This is a genomic window from Ruminococcus flavefaciens 007c, from assembly GCF_000571935.1.
GTDB classification, from domain to species: Bacteria; Bacillota; Clostridia; order Oscillospirales; family Ruminococcaceae; genus Ruminococcus; species Ruminococcus flavefaciens_F.
In genome coordinates, this window is the sequence record NZ_ATAX01000016.1 from 151938 (window position 1) to 168463 (window position 16526).

13 protein-coding genes are annotated in these 16526 nt (G+C 48.9%); all 13 read right to left on the reverse strand.

The genetic code is table 11. The features are described from left to right. Nucleotide 1: 1 nt before the first annotated feature. Nucleotides 2-1003, reverse strand: a complete 1002-nt coding sequence (plsX, locus tag RF007C_RS05065; RefSeq protein ID WP_037297966.1) for a phosphate acyltransferase PlsX — start codon at nucleotides 1001-1003, stop codon at nucleotides 2-4. Further along, the gene (gene trmFO / locus RF007C_RS05070; protein WP_037297797.1) at nucleotides 987-2315 is read right to left on the reverse strand and encodes a methylenetetrahydrofolate--tRNA-(uracil(54)-C(5))-methyltransferase (FADH(2)-oxidizing) TrmFO; all 1329 of its coding nucleotides are present in this window, start codon (nucleotides 2313-2315) and stop codon (nucleotides 987-989) included. Before trmFO ends, plsX begins: the two co-directional genes overlap by 17 nt. Further along, nucleotides 2312-4393: a type I DNA topoisomerase gene (topA, locus tag RF007C_RS05075; RefSeq protein WP_019678111.1), complete on the reverse strand. Its 2082-nt coding sequence runs from the start codon at nucleotides 4391-4393 to the stop codon at nucleotides 2312-2314. Before topA ends, trmFO begins: the two co-directional genes overlap by 4 nt. A 12-nt stretch (nucleotides 4394-4405) precedes the next feature. Beyond that, a complete protein-coding gene (dprA, locus tag RF007C_RS05080) occupies nucleotides 4406-5626 on the reverse strand; it encodes a DNA-processing protein DprA (protein WP_037297799.1) in 1221 nt (406 codons plus the stop codon). A gap of 27 nt (nucleotides 5627-5653) precedes the next feature. After that, complete coding sequence (locus tag RF007C_RS05085) at nucleotides 5654-6442, reverse strand: TrmH family RNA methyltransferase (protein WP_051456521.1); 789 nt, start codon at nucleotides 6440-6442, stop codon at nucleotides 5654-5656. A 117-nt stretch (nucleotides 6443-6559) separates the two neighbouring features. Further along, on the reverse strand, nucleotides 6560-6913 hold the full coding sequence (rplT, locus tag RF007C_RS05090) for a 50S ribosomal protein L20 (protein WP_019678114.1): 354 nt from the start codon (nucleotides 6911-6913) through the stop codon (nucleotides 6560-6562). A 67-nt stretch (nucleotides 6914-6980) separates the two neighbouring features. After that, entirely contained in the window at nucleotides 6981-7184 is a 204-nt protein-coding gene (rpmI, locus tag RF007C_RS05095) for a 50S ribosomal protein L35 (RefSeq protein WP_037297801.1), read from the reverse strand. Nucleotides 7185-7197: 13 nt separating this feature from the next. Then, nucleotides 7198-7722 carry a translation initiation factor IF-3 gene (gene infC / locus RF007C_RS05100; protein WP_019678116.1) on the reverse strand — a complete coding sequence of 175 codons (525 nt, stop codon included), beginning with the start codon at nucleotides 7720-7722 and terminating at the stop codon, nucleotides 7198-7200. Between the two features lie 238 nt (nucleotides 7723-7960). Further along, entirely contained in the window at nucleotides 7961-8590 is a 630-nt protein-coding gene (locus tag RF007C_RS05105; RefSeq protein WP_051456522.1) for a stage II sporulation protein R, read from the reverse strand. Between the two features lie 391 nt (nucleotides 8591-8981). Beyond that, on the reverse strand, nucleotides 8982-11696 hold the full coding sequence (locus RF007C_RS05115) for a glycoside hydrolase family 9 protein (RefSeq protein WP_051456523.1): 2715 nt from the start codon (nucleotides 11694-11696) through the stop codon (nucleotides 8982-8984). 46 nt (nucleotides 11697-11742) lie between these two features. Then, nucleotides 11743-13704 carry a glycosyl hydrolase gene (locus RF007C_RS05120; protein ID WP_430344440.1) on the reverse strand — a complete coding sequence of 654 codons (1962 nt, stop codon included), beginning with the start codon at nucleotides 13702-13704 and terminating at the stop codon, nucleotides 11743-11745. 183 nt (nucleotides 13705-13887) lie between these two features. After that, nucleotides 13888-14790, reverse strand: coding sequence for a leucine-rich repeat domain-containing protein (locus RF007C_RS05125; protein ID WP_037297806.1), 903 nt, complete (start codon nucleotides 14788-14790; stop codon nucleotides 13888-13890). 330 nt (nucleotides 14791-15120) lie between these two features. Continuing rightward, nucleotides 15121-16443, reverse strand: a complete 1323-nt coding sequence (locus RF007C_RS05130; protein WP_037297808.1) for a hypothetical protein — start codon at nucleotides 16441-16443, stop codon at nucleotides 15121-15123. Nucleotides 16444-16526 lie beyond the last annotated feature (83 nt).

Sequence of the window (16526 nt, forward strand, 5' to 3'; positions counted from 1 at the left end):
ATCACTCCTTGTCTGCGGCTGACATACGAGCAACATAGCTTTCTGTCACCCCTGCGACATCGCCCTCGATACAGCGTTTCGCCTGCCTTACGGCATTGAAGAAGGCTGTACCGTCAGAGCTTCCGTGCGCCTTTATAACGGGCTTTCTGACGCCTAAAAGCGCCGAACCGCCCACTTCCTTATAATCCATCTGTTTACGGAACTGTTTTATCTTGCCCATAGAGAACAGCGCCCCCAGCTTACCTGCTCCCGAGAATATCCACTTTACCTTCTTGGCAAAGAAGCTGCCCATGCCCTCATAGAGCTTAAGGGCGATATTTCCTGTGAAACCGTCCGTCACCACTACCTGTACATCGCCGCGGGGCATATCACGTGCCTCGACGTTGCCCGTAAAGTTGAGTCCCGACTTTTCCAGGAGCTTGTATGCCTCTATCTCCAGCTCTCTGCCCTTGGTCTCCTCCGAACCGATATTCAGAAGACCGACCTTCGGATCCTTCACACCCATTACCTTTTCCATGTAAGCGCTGCCCATTATGGCAAACTGCACCAGCATTTCAGGCCTGCATTCGGTATTGGCGCCTGCATCGAGGAGTATGAAGCTGCCGTTGTCACCGGGCAGCACAGGTGACGGAGCTATCCTTTTGATACCTTTGATACGCTTGACGATGAAGGTAGCTCCCATAACGAGAGCGCCCGTACTTCCTGCCGAAACAAAGGCATCGCCCCTGCCCTCCGCAAGAAGAGACAGTCCCATAGCCATGGAAGAATTCTTCCCTGACTTGATTATCTCCTTCGGTTCCTCATGTATATCAAAAACATCATCGGTATGAACTATCTCTATACCGCTGAGGCTCAGGCCGTTCTCCCCGGCACATTTTTTTATCTTCGGCTCGCTGCCTGTGAGGATTATGCTCACTCCCAGCTCACGGACTGCTCTTTCACAGCCCTTAATCACCTCCAGAGGAGCATTATCTCCTCCGAAGGCATCAACTATTATTTTCAAAGCCAATTCTATCAAGTTCTCCTCTCAGGGAATTAACGGCACGCTCTGCATATGCGCCGTAGCGTTCTTTTTTGTCACGGATCCTTGTGCCGATGTCGGGAAGGATGCCCATATTCGCACCCATAGGCTGAAAGCTGCCGCTGTTGAAGGGATCGCTGATATAGTGTGAAAGTGCTCCCGTCATTGTATCTGTGGGAAGCCTGAGAGGTTCAAGGCCTTTTATCTTCCTTGACACAGCTATCCCGGCTATAAGGCCGCTGGCAGCGCTTTCCATATAGCCCTCCACACCTGTTATCTGTCCGGCGAAGTATATCCCGGGACGCTCCCTCATTGAGAAATCAGCATTAAGCAGCTCGGGACTATTTATGAATGTATTCCTGTGCATTACGCCGTAGCGCATGAACTCGGCATTTTCAAGTCCGGGTATCATTGAGAATACTCTCTTCTGCTCGCCGAATTTAAGATTGGTCTGGAAGCCCACAAGATTGAAAAGAGTACCCTCGCGGTTTTCTTTTCTCAGCTGTACCACTGCATAAGGTCTTCTGCCCGTGCGCGGATCGTCAATACCCACAGGCTTCATGGGACCGAAGCGCATGGTATCAACGCCTCTCGAAGCCAGTTCCTCAATGGGCATACACCCCTCATAAACGCTGAAGGGATGCGTCTCGAAGTCCTTCAGCTGAACCTTTTCCGCACCGATAAGAGCCTCATGGAAGGCAAGATACTCTTCCTTGTTCATGGGGCAGTTAACGTAATCAGCGTCGCCTCTGTCGTATCTTGAAGCATAGAAGGCCTTTTCCATATCTATGCTCTCCGCCGTAACAATAGGCGCAGCAGCATCGTAAAAGCTGAGTCCTTCACCGCAGAGCTCTTTTATTATATCCGCCATAGCCCCCTGAGTAAGAGGACCTGTAGCTATAACAGTCGTACCCTCGGGGAGCTCTGTCACCTCGCCGCCTATCACCTCTATGAGAGGGTGGTTCTTTATCTTCTCGGTAACTGCGTCGGAGAACTTCTCGCGGTCAACTGCAAGAGCACCTCCTGCTTCCACAGAATTCGCCTTAGCACAGGGAACAGTCAGTGAGCCGAGCATCTCCATCTCATATTTCAGGAGTCCTGCAGCGGACTCAAGTCTTGCCGCCTTCAGCGAATTTGAGCATACCAGCTCGGCAAAACCGCCGTACTTATGAGCAGGAGAATACTTCTCCGGCTTCATCTCATAAAGTCTAACGTTTATCCCCGCTCCGGCAACAGCCCATGCAGCCTCACAGCCTGCAAGTCCCGCACCGATAACGTTAACGCATATACTCATTTCTTCAGCTCTCTTTCATAGCCGCAGCCCTCTGTCTCACAGACCAGCTTTCCTGACTTTCCGCCCTTCATAAAGAGTGTCTTGCCGCACTGAGGACAAACCTCCTTAGTGGGAACGTTCCATGTCATGAAGCTGCATTCGGGGAAGCCCTCGCAGCCGTAGAAGCTTCTGCCCTTCTTGGACTTTTTCAGCAGCATTTTCTTTCCGCAGCGCGGACAGCTTCCGTCCGCCTCTGTAACTATCTTCTTGGTATTCTTGCACTCGGGGAATCCCGGGCAGGCAAGGAATTTACCGAATTTACTGTATTTTATCACCATGTTCCTGCCGCAGAGCTCGCATACCACATCGGTCTCCTCATCGGGCACCTTTACGCGCTTGCCGTCCATGGCCTCTTCAGCCTTTTTCAGAGTCTTTGAAAAATCATCATAGAACTCGTGAAGAGTGCTTACCCAGTTCTTTTCGCCGTGCTCGACCTCATCGAGGTTGTTTTCCATCTCGGCAGTGAATTTCGCATCGACTATCTTCTTGAAGTGATCCTTCATAAGCTCGGTGATTACCTCGCCCAGATTCGTAGGCTTCAGCGCCTTGCCCTCATGCTCCACATAGCGGCGTGAGGTTATAGTGGTAATGGTAGGAGCATAGGTACTCGGTCTGCCAATGCCGTTCTCCTCCAGAGCCTTTATAAGAGAAGCTTCCGTATATCTCGGAGGCGGCTGTGTAAAATGCTGATTACCCGATACAGACTTCAGCTTGAGCTTATCTCCTGCCTTGAGCTCGGGGAGCATTTTCTTTGTACCGTCCTCGGAATCGGTTGACTCCACATAGAGAGCCATAAAACCGTCGAACTTTACAGAGTAGCCCGAAGCCCTGAAGGTACAGCCGTTTGCTTCTATGTCCGCAGACACCGTATCCAGCAGAGCGTTTGCCATCTGGCTGGCGATAAAGCGCTCCCAGATGAGCTTATAAAGCTTATACTGATCCGAGCTGAGGCTGGATTTTACTCTTTCCGGAGTAAGCTCGGGAGTAGAAGGACGTATAGCTTCATGAGCGTCCTGAGCATTGCTCTTGGTCTTGAAGCTTCTCGGCTCGGGGGGCAGATAGTCGCTGCCGTAAACCGTACCGATATAATCAGCGGCAGCCTTCTTTGCCTCGTCAGAGATACGCAGGCTGTCTGTTCTCATGTATGTGATAAGACCTACTGCACCTACACCCTGAACGTCCACACCTTCGTAAAGCTCCTGTGCAGCCTTCATGGTGCGCTTTGCACTGAAGCTGAGCTTACGTGAAGCTTCCTGCTGAAGTGTAGAGGTAATGAAGGGAGGTGCCGGCTGTTTCTTGGTGACTCTCTTTTTTACCGTCTTGACGGTATATTCCGCATTTTCAAGTCTTGCAAGAAGGTTGTCGGCTTCTGCCTGGTTGGGTATTTCCAGCTTTTCGCCGTCTACGGCGATGAGAGAGGCGTCAAATACCTTTCTTGACGAAGGAGCCATGAACTTTGCGTCCACAGACCAGTATTCCTTGGGTACAAAGGCTCTTATCTCGTTTTCGCGGTCAACTACAAGACGCACCGCAACTGACTGTACTCGTCCTGCGGAGAGGCCTCTCTTGACCTTTTTCCACAAGAAAGGACTAAGCTCGTAGCCTACCAGACGGTCAAGGATACGTCTTGCCTGCTGTGCATTTACAAGATCAACGTCTATCTTATGAGGATGGCTCATACCGTTCTTTACGCCTGTTTTAGTGATCTCGTTGAAGGCAACGCGGTTGTCCTCGTTCATATCGAGCTTGAGCATCTGAGCTATATGCCACGAGATCGCTTCCCCTTCGCGATCGGGGTCGGTAGCGAGATATACTTTATCGCACTTCTTAGCTCGTTTCTTAAGCTCCTTGATAACGTCCTCCTTGCCCTTCATATCGGTATACTGAGGCTTGAAGTCATTATCCTTGTCCACGCCCATCTTTGACTTCGGAAGATCGCGGACATGGCCCATTGAAGCAATAACTTCATATCCGGAGCCAAGATATTTCTGAATAGTTTTTGCCTTTGCAGGCGACTCTACTATAACTAAATCTGACATTGGTTTATCCCCTTATCTAATAAGTTCAAACATTTTTCCCGGCAGCGAGCGTACAACGCCGAATATTTCCAGCTCGGTAAGCTCCGTCATGAGCGCCGAGGAATCCATATCAAGAGCTCTTGACAGCTCGTCGGCGTGTTTAGGACCGTCTGCCAGCTCATTGGCTATACTTCTCTGACTGTCAGTAAGATCGTCGGGAAGCTCCGCAGCATTATTATCGCGGTGCTTCTCCTCTGCCCTTTCGTATGTACTGTCCGGCACATCAAAAGCCGCAAACGCCTCTGCTGAGGCATCATCCTTATCCCCGCCGAACAGCTCTGCGCCTCTTTTAACGGCAGCAGGCTCAGCAGGCTGATTTTTCCTGCCGGTAATACACTCCACCACGTCCGAAGCGTCATACATGGGTATCGCACCGTCTCGGAGCAGCTTTACATTGCCTGCATAATCGCCGCTGAAAATATCTGCCGGCGGCAGACAAAGCACCTCACGTCCCTGACCCGCCGAAAGATTGGCAGTTATCAGCGAACCGCTCTTGGCACCTGCCTGAAAGACCACAGTAGCCTTTCCCAGAGCCGCAAGGATACGGTTTCTTTTCGGGAAGTTCGGCGAATTTGGCGGAGTCCCGGGAGGAAACTCAGATATAAATACACCTCCCGCAGAGAGTATGGTATCTCTGTAAGAGAAATTCTGTCTCGGATAGTCTACATCGACTCCGCAGCCCATGACACACACTGTTGGCCGTCCTATATCGGCAGCCGCCATACTCGAAGCCAGATCTATGCCGACGGCAAATCCGCTGACTATGACCGCCCCCCTTGCGGAAAGCTCCGAGCATATCTCCTTTGCGGCCTTCAGGCTGTAAGCCGAGGCTTTTCTCGTACCCACGGCAGTTACCGTGAACTCGTTTTTCAGGCAGGAGATATTTCCCTTATAGTACAGCACCGAGGGCGGATTGTATATATGCCTGAGCTGGGCAGGATAATCGTTGCCTGTGAAAGCCACTGTACCGATACCGTGTTTTGCGCAGTTTTCGAGGAATACCTCCGCACGCTGCAGCGTCACACCGTGAACGTTTTTATTCTCATTCTCATTAAGGCTGACTATGGGACTTTCCGACGAAAGTGAAAGATATGCCTTTTCCGCAGTACGGAAGAAGCTCATCACCTCCCAGATACGGTGATTTCCCGTACCGAACACCATATTGAGCCATACCCAGTATTTAGTTTCGTCCATAGCCGTACCTCCTTATCCGAGAAAAAATTATTTGCTGAGCTCCCACATAAGTATGCCCGCAGCCATAGCGGCATTGAGGGAGTTTATATTACCGTGCATCGGGATTATTATGCGTCTTGTGCAGCGCTGTGCGACATTGTCAGGAAGGCCGTTGCCCTCATTGCCGATGAATACGGCCTGAGTTCCGCCGAAGCTGCACTCCGTAACGGGCTGAGCATCCTTGTCAATGACTGCCGCTGAGGTGACAGCTCCTGCTGCTTCAAGTTCACTGAAAAGGGTATCGGCGTCATTTTCCGCAGCGATCCTCATTCTGAAGACCGAACCCATAGTTGAGCGTATCACCTTCGGGCTGTACAGATCACAGCTTCCCGACATGATAACGCCGTCAATGCCAAGAGCGTCGGCAGTTCTTATCATCATGCCCACATTCCCCGGATCCTGAAGCCCGAACAGAACGAGGTACTTGCTGCCCTCTCTGAGAATATCCTTTACCCTTCTCTGCACAGGTATCCTGCACACCGCAAAGACACCCTGGGGGCTGTCGGTGGAAGCGATCCTGTTTCCAAGCTCATTTGAAATGACAATAGTCCTTGTGTTTCTCAAATCAGCCTGTAAAAGCTCATCACCGAAGCGTTCCATTGCCTTTTCCGTAAGGATAAGCTGAGTAATGCCGCTGTCCTCGCGGAGAGCGTCGGTAACTATTCTCAGACCCTCCAACACGAATAAGCCGTACTGAAGTCTTTCTTTTTTTGAAGAAGAAAGCTTCTGATACAGCTTGACAGTAGGATTATCTTTAGAGGTTATAATATTATCCAATACTACACACACCTCCGTTATACTTATAGAAACGTAGCTTGCAGGAAGCAGAACTGTTCTGCCTCCTACAAGAAAACACGCTCTTAAATTAATTAAGAAGCGTGTTTTTAATTGCAATTAAAGAGCAGCCTTAGCCTTGTCAGCGATAGCTGTGAAACCTGCTGCATCGTTGATAGCGATCTCTGAGAGCATCTTTCTGTTAAGAGAGATACCAGCCTTCTTGCAGCCGTTCATGAATGTTGAATAGTTCATGCCGTTGAGCTTAGCAGCAGCTGAGATTCTTGTGATCCAGAGCTGTCTGAACTGTCTCTTCTTCTGCTTTCTTCCGATATATGCGTAATTGCCTGACTTCATTACGGCCTGCTTAGCCATCTTGAAGTGTTTGCTCTTAGAGCCCCAGTAGCCCTTAGCAAGCTTTAAAGTCTTATTTCTTCTCTTACGAGTCATCATTGCACCTTTAATACGTGCCATAGTCTTTTACCTCCAAAATTAAAATTACGGGAATTAGCTCAAAACTTTACGGACAATGCCGCCCAGATTACATATAAGGAACGAGCTTCTTGATTGTAGGAGCGTTTGTGCAATCTGCAATGCCTGCATTACGAGCGATTCTCTTGCGCTTAGTGTCCTTCTGAGTAAGTCTGTGTCTCTTGTTGGTGTGCTGATACTTTACCTTACCGCTTCCTGTAATCTTAAAACGCTTCTTAGCGCCCGAGTGAGTTTTAACCTTTACCTTTGCCATTATTTTATCCTCCTTACTTAGCGGCCTTAGGGGAAACGAACATAACTATGCTGCGTCCCTCCATTTTAGCCGGCTTATCCACAGTGCCTGCCGCAGAAACTGCTTCCTTGAAACGATCAAGCAACTCGTTTCCAAGTTCGGGATGTGCAATAGCTCTTTTACGGAATCTTACTGATACCTTGAGCTTATCGCCGCCCTGTAAAAATTTGACAGCCTGATTTACCTTCGTTTCAAAATCGTGAGTATCGATGGTAGAGAACATTCTGATCTCCTTGATAGCAACGACTTTCTGATTTTTTCTTGCTTCCTTCTCACGCTTAGCCTGCTCAAAGCAATACTTTCCGTAGTCCATGATACGGCATACGGGCGGTGTTGCCTGCGGAGCGATCTTAACGAGATCCAGATCCTGTTCGAAGGCTATCTGCTGAGCCTCTTTGGCGGATAATACGCCGAGCTTTTTACCGTCAGCGTCGATTACGAGAACTTCCTTGTCTCTTATCTCTTCGTTGATCTGCAGTTCCTGTTTGCTAATAGTCAAGCACCTCCAAGCAATATAATTTAAAAACAAAAATGAGTGCAGAAATTATCCGCACTCACCAATACACACTGAACAGTTTACGGCTGCCGCAAGAACACCCGTAATATCCGATACATATTGACCGTTTCAGCATAGCCCGACGGTGAGAACGCATAGTCCTGCTTTGTTTACTTAAATAGTATACACCACTGTCCCGAATAAGTCAAGAGCCCCAACAATTTTTGGCACATTTCACAATTCACTCATCTATAATACTCTTGATTTTATCCCATATTGCAAATCTCACCTTATATTTTCGCGGCTTTCTCAGAATATCCAGCTCTTTTTCGTCAAAAAACTCTTCTTCCTCCTCTGTATTATCGGCAATACAGGCCTTATCTTCACTGTCGCAGGCAGCAGGCAGACACAGCGGTGGATACATCACGCACCACCAGTTATGTCCCTCAGCTCTGCCTATCCTGACACGAAGGGCTTTGTATCTTCCGGGAGGCATAGTTATACCGCCGTATACCCTCTCATCGAAGACAGTGTCCTCCAGCTCTGCCCTGACGGTATCGCCGCAGCCGTTCCTACGCAGCACTTCTTCGGCAGCAGCCTCAATATCCTCCAGTCTTTCCTCCGCAGCTCTCTCCGCTTCGCTTAGATCCTCAGCATCGGCGAATATATTCCTTCTCAGCAGCTCATCACGGACCATGAGCTTCAGTCTCTGATCCTCTTCACTGTCGGAATTAGCAAGTATATGCAGCCTCAGCACACTTCCGCGGAGCTCATCCAGCTTCTGCCCGTCCCTGATAAAACTGCCCGCATTAGAAATAAGTACAGCGATAATAAGTCCCGCCGCCATGACGTTCCATGAAGTTCTCTTCATAAATATCACCTCAAAGGCTATCATTGACAGAAACCGATCAGCTTATACAGACAGCCGTCGTCCCATTGGTAATATCCTACATATTTATATCTCCGTTTTTATGCAAAACACAGAAACTGAAAAAGTTTTTTTGAAATTCAACGGTTTTCCATTGAATTTCAGTCTTTTTCCGCCCATATACAGAAAGGGGTGATAAAGGGCTCTCCCATCTGTAAACGGAGGCCGCTCATACAGCGCTGTATTAATAATGTAAGGAACGCTGCCCTTGCGTTCCCGTATAAGGGCATATAATATTCGTCCGACGCAAAAGAAACGCCGCAGCGTTCCGTAACGAAACGGAAGTACTGCGGCATGATCTTCTGTATATCAGCTGCACATACAGCAGCCTGTTTTATGCCTTGGCAGGGTCGAGACTTGAGATCTTCTTGAGAAGATACATCTGTATACGAACAGCGTCATCGCCTGTAAGGCCCTTTGTGGAAACATCAACATCTGAATTTGCCTGTCCCTGCTTTGTAATGGGCTTTGCAGCAGAACCACCGACACCGTATTTATTCGGATTTGCCAGTGACTGCATAACAAGAATAGCGTCTGCAAGATCAACTATATTATCGCAGTTAGCGTCTCCCCACATAGATACAGCAGGTGTATCGGAAGAACCGGAAGATGTAGTTGTAGTTGTGGTTACATTAGTTGTTGTTGTAGATGTTGTTGTCTTGGAAGTAGTAGTTGTAGTTGTGGACGTTGTATCGTTCTTTTCCTCTTCGGGCTTTGTGCCGTCGGGTTCGGTACCGCCTACGAGAACGCCGTCATCATAAACACAGATAGCGTCGCAGCGTACCTCAGGGGGATCATCAACTGCGAAGAAGTCTGTTTTCTTGCCCAGCTTCAGTGCCTTATAGCTATAATCATTTGTAGGATCCCAGTCATAAACAATATATTGATGAGATTCGGGATCTGTATAGCCCTTTCCGTAGAATCCTACGGAGAACTGGCTCTTCTTGCCGTTGTTTGCGATAGAACAGCCTTCCCATGAAAGCTCTACATAATAGATAGAGTCGGAATCCTTATACTTCTTTAACTCGCTGACAGTACATACAGCACCCTCGATCTCCATTTCCGACTGATCGTACAGCTTCTTTGTTTCAATGATAGAAGGATCCTGTACCTCGGAAGCGTCAATGAAGTATCTTACGGTAATATTGCCCTTGGGCTTTGCAGAGCCTGTAAGCACCTTAAGTGAGACCTCAACCGCACCTGTTCCGTCATTGTTGCGGCTGTCTATACCAACAGCCTCTATCCAGAAGCCGGAACCGCCTTCATCGCCTCCGCCTATGCCGTAAACACGCTTTTCATCCTTAGGCGGGAAGTTGGGAGTTACAGCCATTTCGGGTGTGCCGTATACTGCATAGAGACCTGCTGCCGCACCGGGGAGACAAGCATTATAGTCGATAGTTACCTCATTCTCTGTCCAGTCCTTTGTTGCGTCATCGTGTCCGTCGTCTCCGTCAGGACCGCCTGCGAGAGCGCCCCAGAGGATATGCTTCTGCTCACGTGGATCCTCAGCCATGAGAAGTCCCGAAGCAGCACGGTGATGAGGATTCTTTACAGCGTTGTCATTGTAGCCGACAACAAATGCTCTCGGGCCATGAGTACCGTTCTTTCCTGCAAGTACGGCATATTTCGCTGTTTCCTTATAGGTTATGTCATTCTTACCGAGAACATAATCCATCTCTTTCTTTGCCCATTCGCTCCACTCGCTGGGCTTGCTGTCGTTTACGTATTTATCGTATATAAGGCAGATGAACTGCATAGCTGTATTGTAACGGCAGCTGCCCCATGTATCGAGGTGAGCAAATCCGCCGGGAGTCTCCTTCTGCTTCCATGCATTGAGACACTTTCCAACACAGTCACTGTCCCAGAAATCCTTGAAAACGTACTGGTTCTTACCCTGTGCATCTCTTATCTTCTGAACGAGATCAAGCTCGGGGTGCTGCTGGTTTACAACAGCCCACATTACGCCTGCACCGCTCCACATATCGTTCCAGCAGTAGCACCAGCCGGAAGGAGCATAGTAGTCGAAATACTTAACAGCGTTATCGAAGCAGCTTTCGTCCTCTGTAACGATGTACATCCATGCAGCAGCCCAACAGTAGTCATCCTGCCACTTGTCTGACTTGTAGAAACGACCGGGGCCGTCGCCGTTATCGGAGAGGAGCGGATCCTTCTCCTGTCCCTCCTTAGGAGGATTTTTCTTGATAGCTTCATTTGCAAAGTTCCAGAGAGACTTTGCGTAATCAAGCGACTTCTCTGCATATTCCGGATCAGTATCCTTGAAGTTGAGGTAATTGATAGCCAGTGAAGCACAGGCAGAAACAACATAGTCTATCTGCGGCTTGTCAGCTGTCAGGAAGAAAGCGGGACGAGGCATCGTATCCACCTCGGGGCTGTTCCAGATAGCATGGTCGATCTCACCATCGCCTACCTGATAGCAGTGTGCAATAACAGTACCATCCTTATCACGGAAGGTGCATTTCATAAGGTAATCATTGAAATGACGAAGAATTACCTCCATATGATCGTCCTGCTCCAGCTTCTTAAAAACATCGCGGTATTCGTAGTATTCCCAGCCGAGTGTGGCAGCCGTGTAGTTTTCGGGCATACCGAACTCAACGTGGTCGCCGGCGTCGTGGAAACCGCCCGAAACGTCGATAGTGCCGTCGCCGTCGGGATCGAGTATATCCTTGTACTTTGTCATGAACGAAGCCGAAAGGTTAGTACCGCCCTTGCTGGACTGATTGGTGATCTTGTCCCATTCGATCATGGGAACGTGAGCGTCGTAGGTATGACAGTTGTCACGCCATTCAAGACGTGAATGATCATGTACCTCGCAGCCGCACATATTCGCATCATAGAAATAGAGCGAATACTGGAGCGCACGGGCATAGTCGATATCAAGTCCCGAGTCTGTTACGACCTCACTTATGGGGGCACAGAATTTCTGCTCTTCTTCGGTATCCGCAGCCTGTATGGGCGCCACAGATGTAAGAGTTGTTACCGCAGTAGCAATGCTCAATACCGCAGCAATGGTTTTTTTGTGATTCATCATGTTTTCCTCCCTTTTATAGTGATCTGAATCATAAAAAGCTTATTTAGTCAAATTCGGAAATACCAAGCAGGTATTCCTGTATTCTCAGAGCGTCATTGGGAGTAAGTCCCTTCACGCTTTTATCAACATCACCATTGATCTGTCCCTGAGAGGTGATATGCTTCTCATATGAACCCTCAAGGCCGTATTTATTGGGATTTGCCAGCGCCTGCATAATAAGTATGGAGTCGGCAAGATCCACCTTGCCGTCACAGTTCACATCGCCCTTCTTCAGGTTGTCGGGCTGAGTTGTAACGGTATCCGATGTCACAGGCTGTGAAGTCGTTGCGGAAGTTGTGACGTCAGAAACAGTGGTTGAAGTAACCGTTGTGATCGTGACAGCAGTAGTCGCCGAAGTCGTACCTGAAGGCTGATCCCCCTCATTTATGGGATATTTCTTCAGGTCGGGAAGTTCATCAAGGGTTATGCAGTATTCACTGTTGTATATCTCCTTGAGGTTATCGACGGGATTATTCTGCTCACTGGTAAGATAGTTCATATACCACGGGCAGAAATACAGCCATGCCGCCTTGTCGTTCACCAGATTTTCCAGTGAAGGAATGGTATCATTTTCCGACATTGCCACAAGCTTCCTGCCGTCAGTTCCCTGTACAAGACTATAAAAGGTTGAGGCTATGGAGCTCAGGTTAGGCAGGCCGTCGGCAGCGTTATACTTATCATAGCCGACTATATCCACAACGTCATCTCCCGGATACCAGGAAGCCGATGCAGGCGAGGTATAGCCTGTCCACACCCATATAAGATTATCAAGACCGTACTCATTGGTGAGCTGGTCATAAAGCAGACGATAGAGCTTTTTGCAGGGCTCGGGACCTTCCGCTCCCCACCAGAACCAGCCGCCCTCAGCTTCATGGAGAGGTCTCCAGAGAACAGGCACATCAGCATCTTTCAGCTTTTTGAGCTCCCCTGCGATAAGGGCGATATCAGCCATAAGCACCTTATTTTCCCATGTGCCCTCCTCAAGAGCCCTGGAAATACTGAACGTAGTGTACTTCGGATTTGCGTTCTTAACATAAAAGGCGATCTCGCTGCTGTCCTTCTCACAGGGAACGTTCCAGTGCCAGGTCACAGTAGCAATACCGTGGTACTTGTTTGTCCACTCGATAGCACGCTCGGGGGCGTGATCGCGCCAGTCCGAAGACGTATTATAGGCAAGAAAGTCGATACCGCGGATCGCGGGCTGCTTGCCTGTTTTTTCAAGAATGTACTCAAACTCAGCCTCGTTGTCCTTTATGAACACATCGGGACTGTTCCAGAGATTATAGTTATGGTCACCGCAGTACTCCTGCTGACCTGAGATTATATGATTTCCGTAGGTATCGCAGAGATAGCTGTAAAGTCTCTTTGCAGACTGTGAAGCCTGCGGATTAGAAAGCCGCCTGTCGGGCGACAGGTTCGACAGCTTTTCCGAGGCAGGCCTGAGAGTGATATAATCATAATAAGCATAGCCCCAGTAAGCCTTCAGCTCAATAGTATTCTTTCCTTTTTTAAGGTTTACGACTCCTCCCGAGATCTCCGTGAAGGAGGCGCTGAACGGACAGGTCAGCTCGCCCTGATTTGAGCCGTTGACATTGAGATACTGGACCTTTTTGTTCGGATCGGAAGGCTCACAGTAGCATACGGTAAGCTCATAGAGGCCTTCATTCGGGACATCCACATCCACACTGATGGAAGTGCCCTTCTGATCGAGATATGAAAAGCCCTTCCCCGAGAAACCGCTGAGATCGGTCTCCTCGGGCAGATCATCGGTTTTAACCCCTTCAGTACCGTTGGCGTAGATCTTGCCGCCTTCCGTGCTGCCGTCCTCGAACTCATACTTCAGTATATTATCGGCAGCCGAAGCCCTCTTACAGATCCTGCTTACAGAGGGAAAATCCACAGCCCCAAAGGCCATGCAAGCAGCTGCCACAGTGCAGACAGACCGCTTAATAATATCTTTCTTCAATCTGATCCCTCCAGATCGGTATATTAAATTTCGCGAAGTTAAGCCGATATTTTAAGTGCCCAGATTAAAAATCGACTTAACGCATACTTACATATCTATAATATCACATTTTTTCTGAAATTGCAAGCTCTTTTATGAAACATTCCTAAAAATGGTCTGATTGAAAAAAAGCGCAATTTATGGTCAGACGTCCTCATCATCATTTAAGCTGTGTCTGTTTTCCCTGATAAAAAAGAGAAAAAACACCGCAGCAAGCAGAAGAAACACGGCTGCTCCCAGCCAGGATGCCGCGTTTTCACAGTCTGTCACAGAGCCGCTGCTTATCTCCGCAAAGACTTCTTTTTCTTCATCGGCAGCAAAGGAGATATCGTTTTCTTTTGCATATTCCTCCGCAGCAGAGTCCTCCCGGCCTACGATAAGCATATCCGTCTGCCTGAGCATGAGATTTCCGTCACAGGTATACCCCAGCGCTTCAGCGCCGATAGTACGGACAGAAGGCGGTACGACTATGCTTTCCAGCCTGCCGCACATATAGAAGCTCCTCTCGCCTATACTCCCGAGGCAACTTCCCGTCTGCACATACCTTAGCTCCGTACAGCCCGCAAAACAGAATTTGTCCACAGCCTCCAGATCCTCGGGCAGCACTGCCGCCTCCAGAGAACCGCAGGCTCTGAAACAGGAGTCGGGCAGTACCTTCAGTGTTTCGGGTATATCGATTTCTTTCAGAGCCGCACAGCCGCAGAAGCAGCCTATGCCTATCTCTTCAAGCTCAGCAGGAAGCCTGACCTCCTCCAGCTCATAGCAGGCATAGAAGCTGTGATGTCCTATCTTCAGTACAGTATCAGGCAGACTGATACTTTTCAGCGAATGACAGTTATAGAATGCGTTGTCTCTCACCTCAGTAACGGGGCATCCCCCGATAAATTCGGGGATCTCTATAATTTCGGGCTCACCGCTATAGCCCGTCACCGTTACCTCCCCTTCAAATATGCTGTAATCAAAGCTACCGGCAGAAGCGGTCTCAATTTCGGTCATGGGTGCAAGCAAAGTCATGACCGAAGCAGCAACTGCAAATATCATCTTCATGGCAAATCCTCCTTCCGAATAAGTATACCCCGCTGTCACACTCATTGGAAAGCTTTTCTTTCTGCGTATCATCGGCCTTTCCCGGCATATGCCGGCGAAAAAAGAGGGAATACGAGCTTTTCCCCATGTATTTTCTGCCGCATCGTGCAGCTTCCCGAAGAATTATTTCCGCATATACTGCCGTAACATACAAAAAGCTGTCGGCACCGAACTGTGCCGACAGCTTCCATTCCCCTTCCATTTCCCTTATTAAGAAATTTCCGCAGCCGAATGCTGCAAGAGGTAAGTATTCTGTTTATACCGTGAAGCCGTCAGGCTCCTGTCATATATTTACACGATCTCCGAACCTGTGTCATCCGTGAAGAATGAGATCTGCACTCCGTCATCAAGTGCGAACACATAAACCATTGTACCCTCACCTACGGCGCCGCTCCATGAAATATAGTCATACTGCACTTCATCGGGAGTTCCGTATATATCAGTCAATGTCCTCCTCCAGTAATCAAAGTCCGTCTTTCTGCTGTCAAAGAAATTTATACCCACAAGTCCCAGACTCGTAAAGCACAGTACGCTGTTACATTTCCTGCCGAGATACGTAACATTTTCGTACTCCATAACAAGCTCCCATGGCTGTCCGGGTTCTTCTGTACGGTATTCGTAGGTCTTTGAATAGCGTTTAAGCTTCTTCAGCTCGGTCTCGGGAGAACCGTAAAAGGTCAGACCGTTTATAAGGAAGGCGTTCTTCTTATCTGTCCTGGGAGCTGACGTTACAGGCTCCGTCGTCTTGTTCACCGTAACCGAAGCAGTCACGGCAGCGGCTGTCGTCCCTGATGCTGCGGAGCTGACGTTTTTATCCGTAACAGCGTCACTTGTAACTGCGGTCACAACAGTCGTTACAGTCTCGCCCACAGCGTCGGTAACTGCTTCACCTGCGGTATCCGTAACAACAATGCTCATATTTCCCACGCTGTCTGTCCCGATAATATTCTGAGAAACTATATCGCCCTCTCTCAGATTTGAACGGAGCATTTCACCGCCTGAAGAGGCAACTTCAGCGTTTTCAGTCTCACTTGCCTTTTCGGAAACGGGCTCTTCCGAATTATCGCTCACAGGAATAACGGGAGTCCTTATCTCGGGAGCCGGGACAGCTCGCTCATAGCTTTTATCGGGAGAATCGGCCGTCGCATAAAAGGACACCTGTACTCCCTCCTGAAGGTTGAAAAGGTATATCGCCGTGTCCTTGCCGAGAGGGTTGCCGTACCATGAAGCCATGCCGCTGCCCTCCTCCGTGGGAAGGCCGTATCTCGTCTCTAAGGTACCGAACCATTCTTTATAGCTTTTTTGCTTATCCATATCGTGATAGTTGAGTCCTATCAGTCCCGAATCCGTAAAACAAAGGGTAAGATCGCAATCCGTCTCATACAGCCTGACATCGCTGTAATCCAGCATTATCTGATGAACAGAGTTTCCGCTGTCTTTGTTTTCACGCTCGTCAAGAAGCTTATAGCTTCCAAGGCTTGCTTTTACATCATCACAGCTTGCAAACCACTTCAGACCGAGCAGCGGTCTTACATCAGCTTTAGTTTTTCCCGCACAGCCCGAAAATGCAATGCTCAGAACAGCCATTGTAACAAATATCGTTCCTCTGCGCATTTCATTCCTCCGTTCTCATCGCTTCGGCTGCTTTTCTTTCTGCGATGTAAATCATAACAAGAAACAGCATGATAAGCTGCATA

Bases quoted from the DNA above. Each gene is read 5' to 3' on its own strand.
- trmFO (WP_037297797.1), bottom strand. From the start codon at position 2,315: ATGAGTATATGCGTTAACGTTATCGGTGCGGGACTTGCAGGCTGTGAG.
- topA (WP_019678111.1), bottom strand. From the start codon at position 4,393: ATGTCAGATTTAGTTATAGTAGAGTCGCCTGCAAAGGCAAAAACTATT.
- dprA (WP_037297799.1), bottom strand. From the start codon at position 5,626: ATGGACGAAACTAAATACTGGGTATGGCTCAATATGGTGTTCGGTACG.
- rplT (WP_019678114.1), bottom strand. From the start codon at position 6,913: ATGGCACGTATTAAAGGTGCAATGATGACTCGTAAGAGAAGAAATAAG.
- rpmI (WP_037297801.1), bottom strand. From the start codon at position 7,184: ATGGCAAAGGTAAAGGTTAAAACTCACTCGGGCGCTAAGAAGCGTTTT.
- RF007C_RS05105 (WP_051456522.1), bottom strand. From the start codon at position 8,590: ATGAAGAGAACTTCATGGAACGTCATGGCGGCGGGACTTATTATCGCT.
- RF007C_RS05115 (WP_051456523.1), bottom strand. From the start codon at position 11,696: ATGAATCACAAAAAAACCATTGCTGCGGTATTGAGCATTGCTACTGCG.
- RF007C_RS05125 (WP_037297806.1), bottom strand. From the start codon at position 14,790: ATGAAGATGATATTTGCAGTTGCTGCTTCGGTCATGACTTTGCTTGCA.
- RF007C_RS05130 (WP_037297808.1), bottom strand. From the start codon at position 16,443: ATGCGCAGAGGAACGATATTTGTTACAATGGCTGTTCTGAGCATTGCA.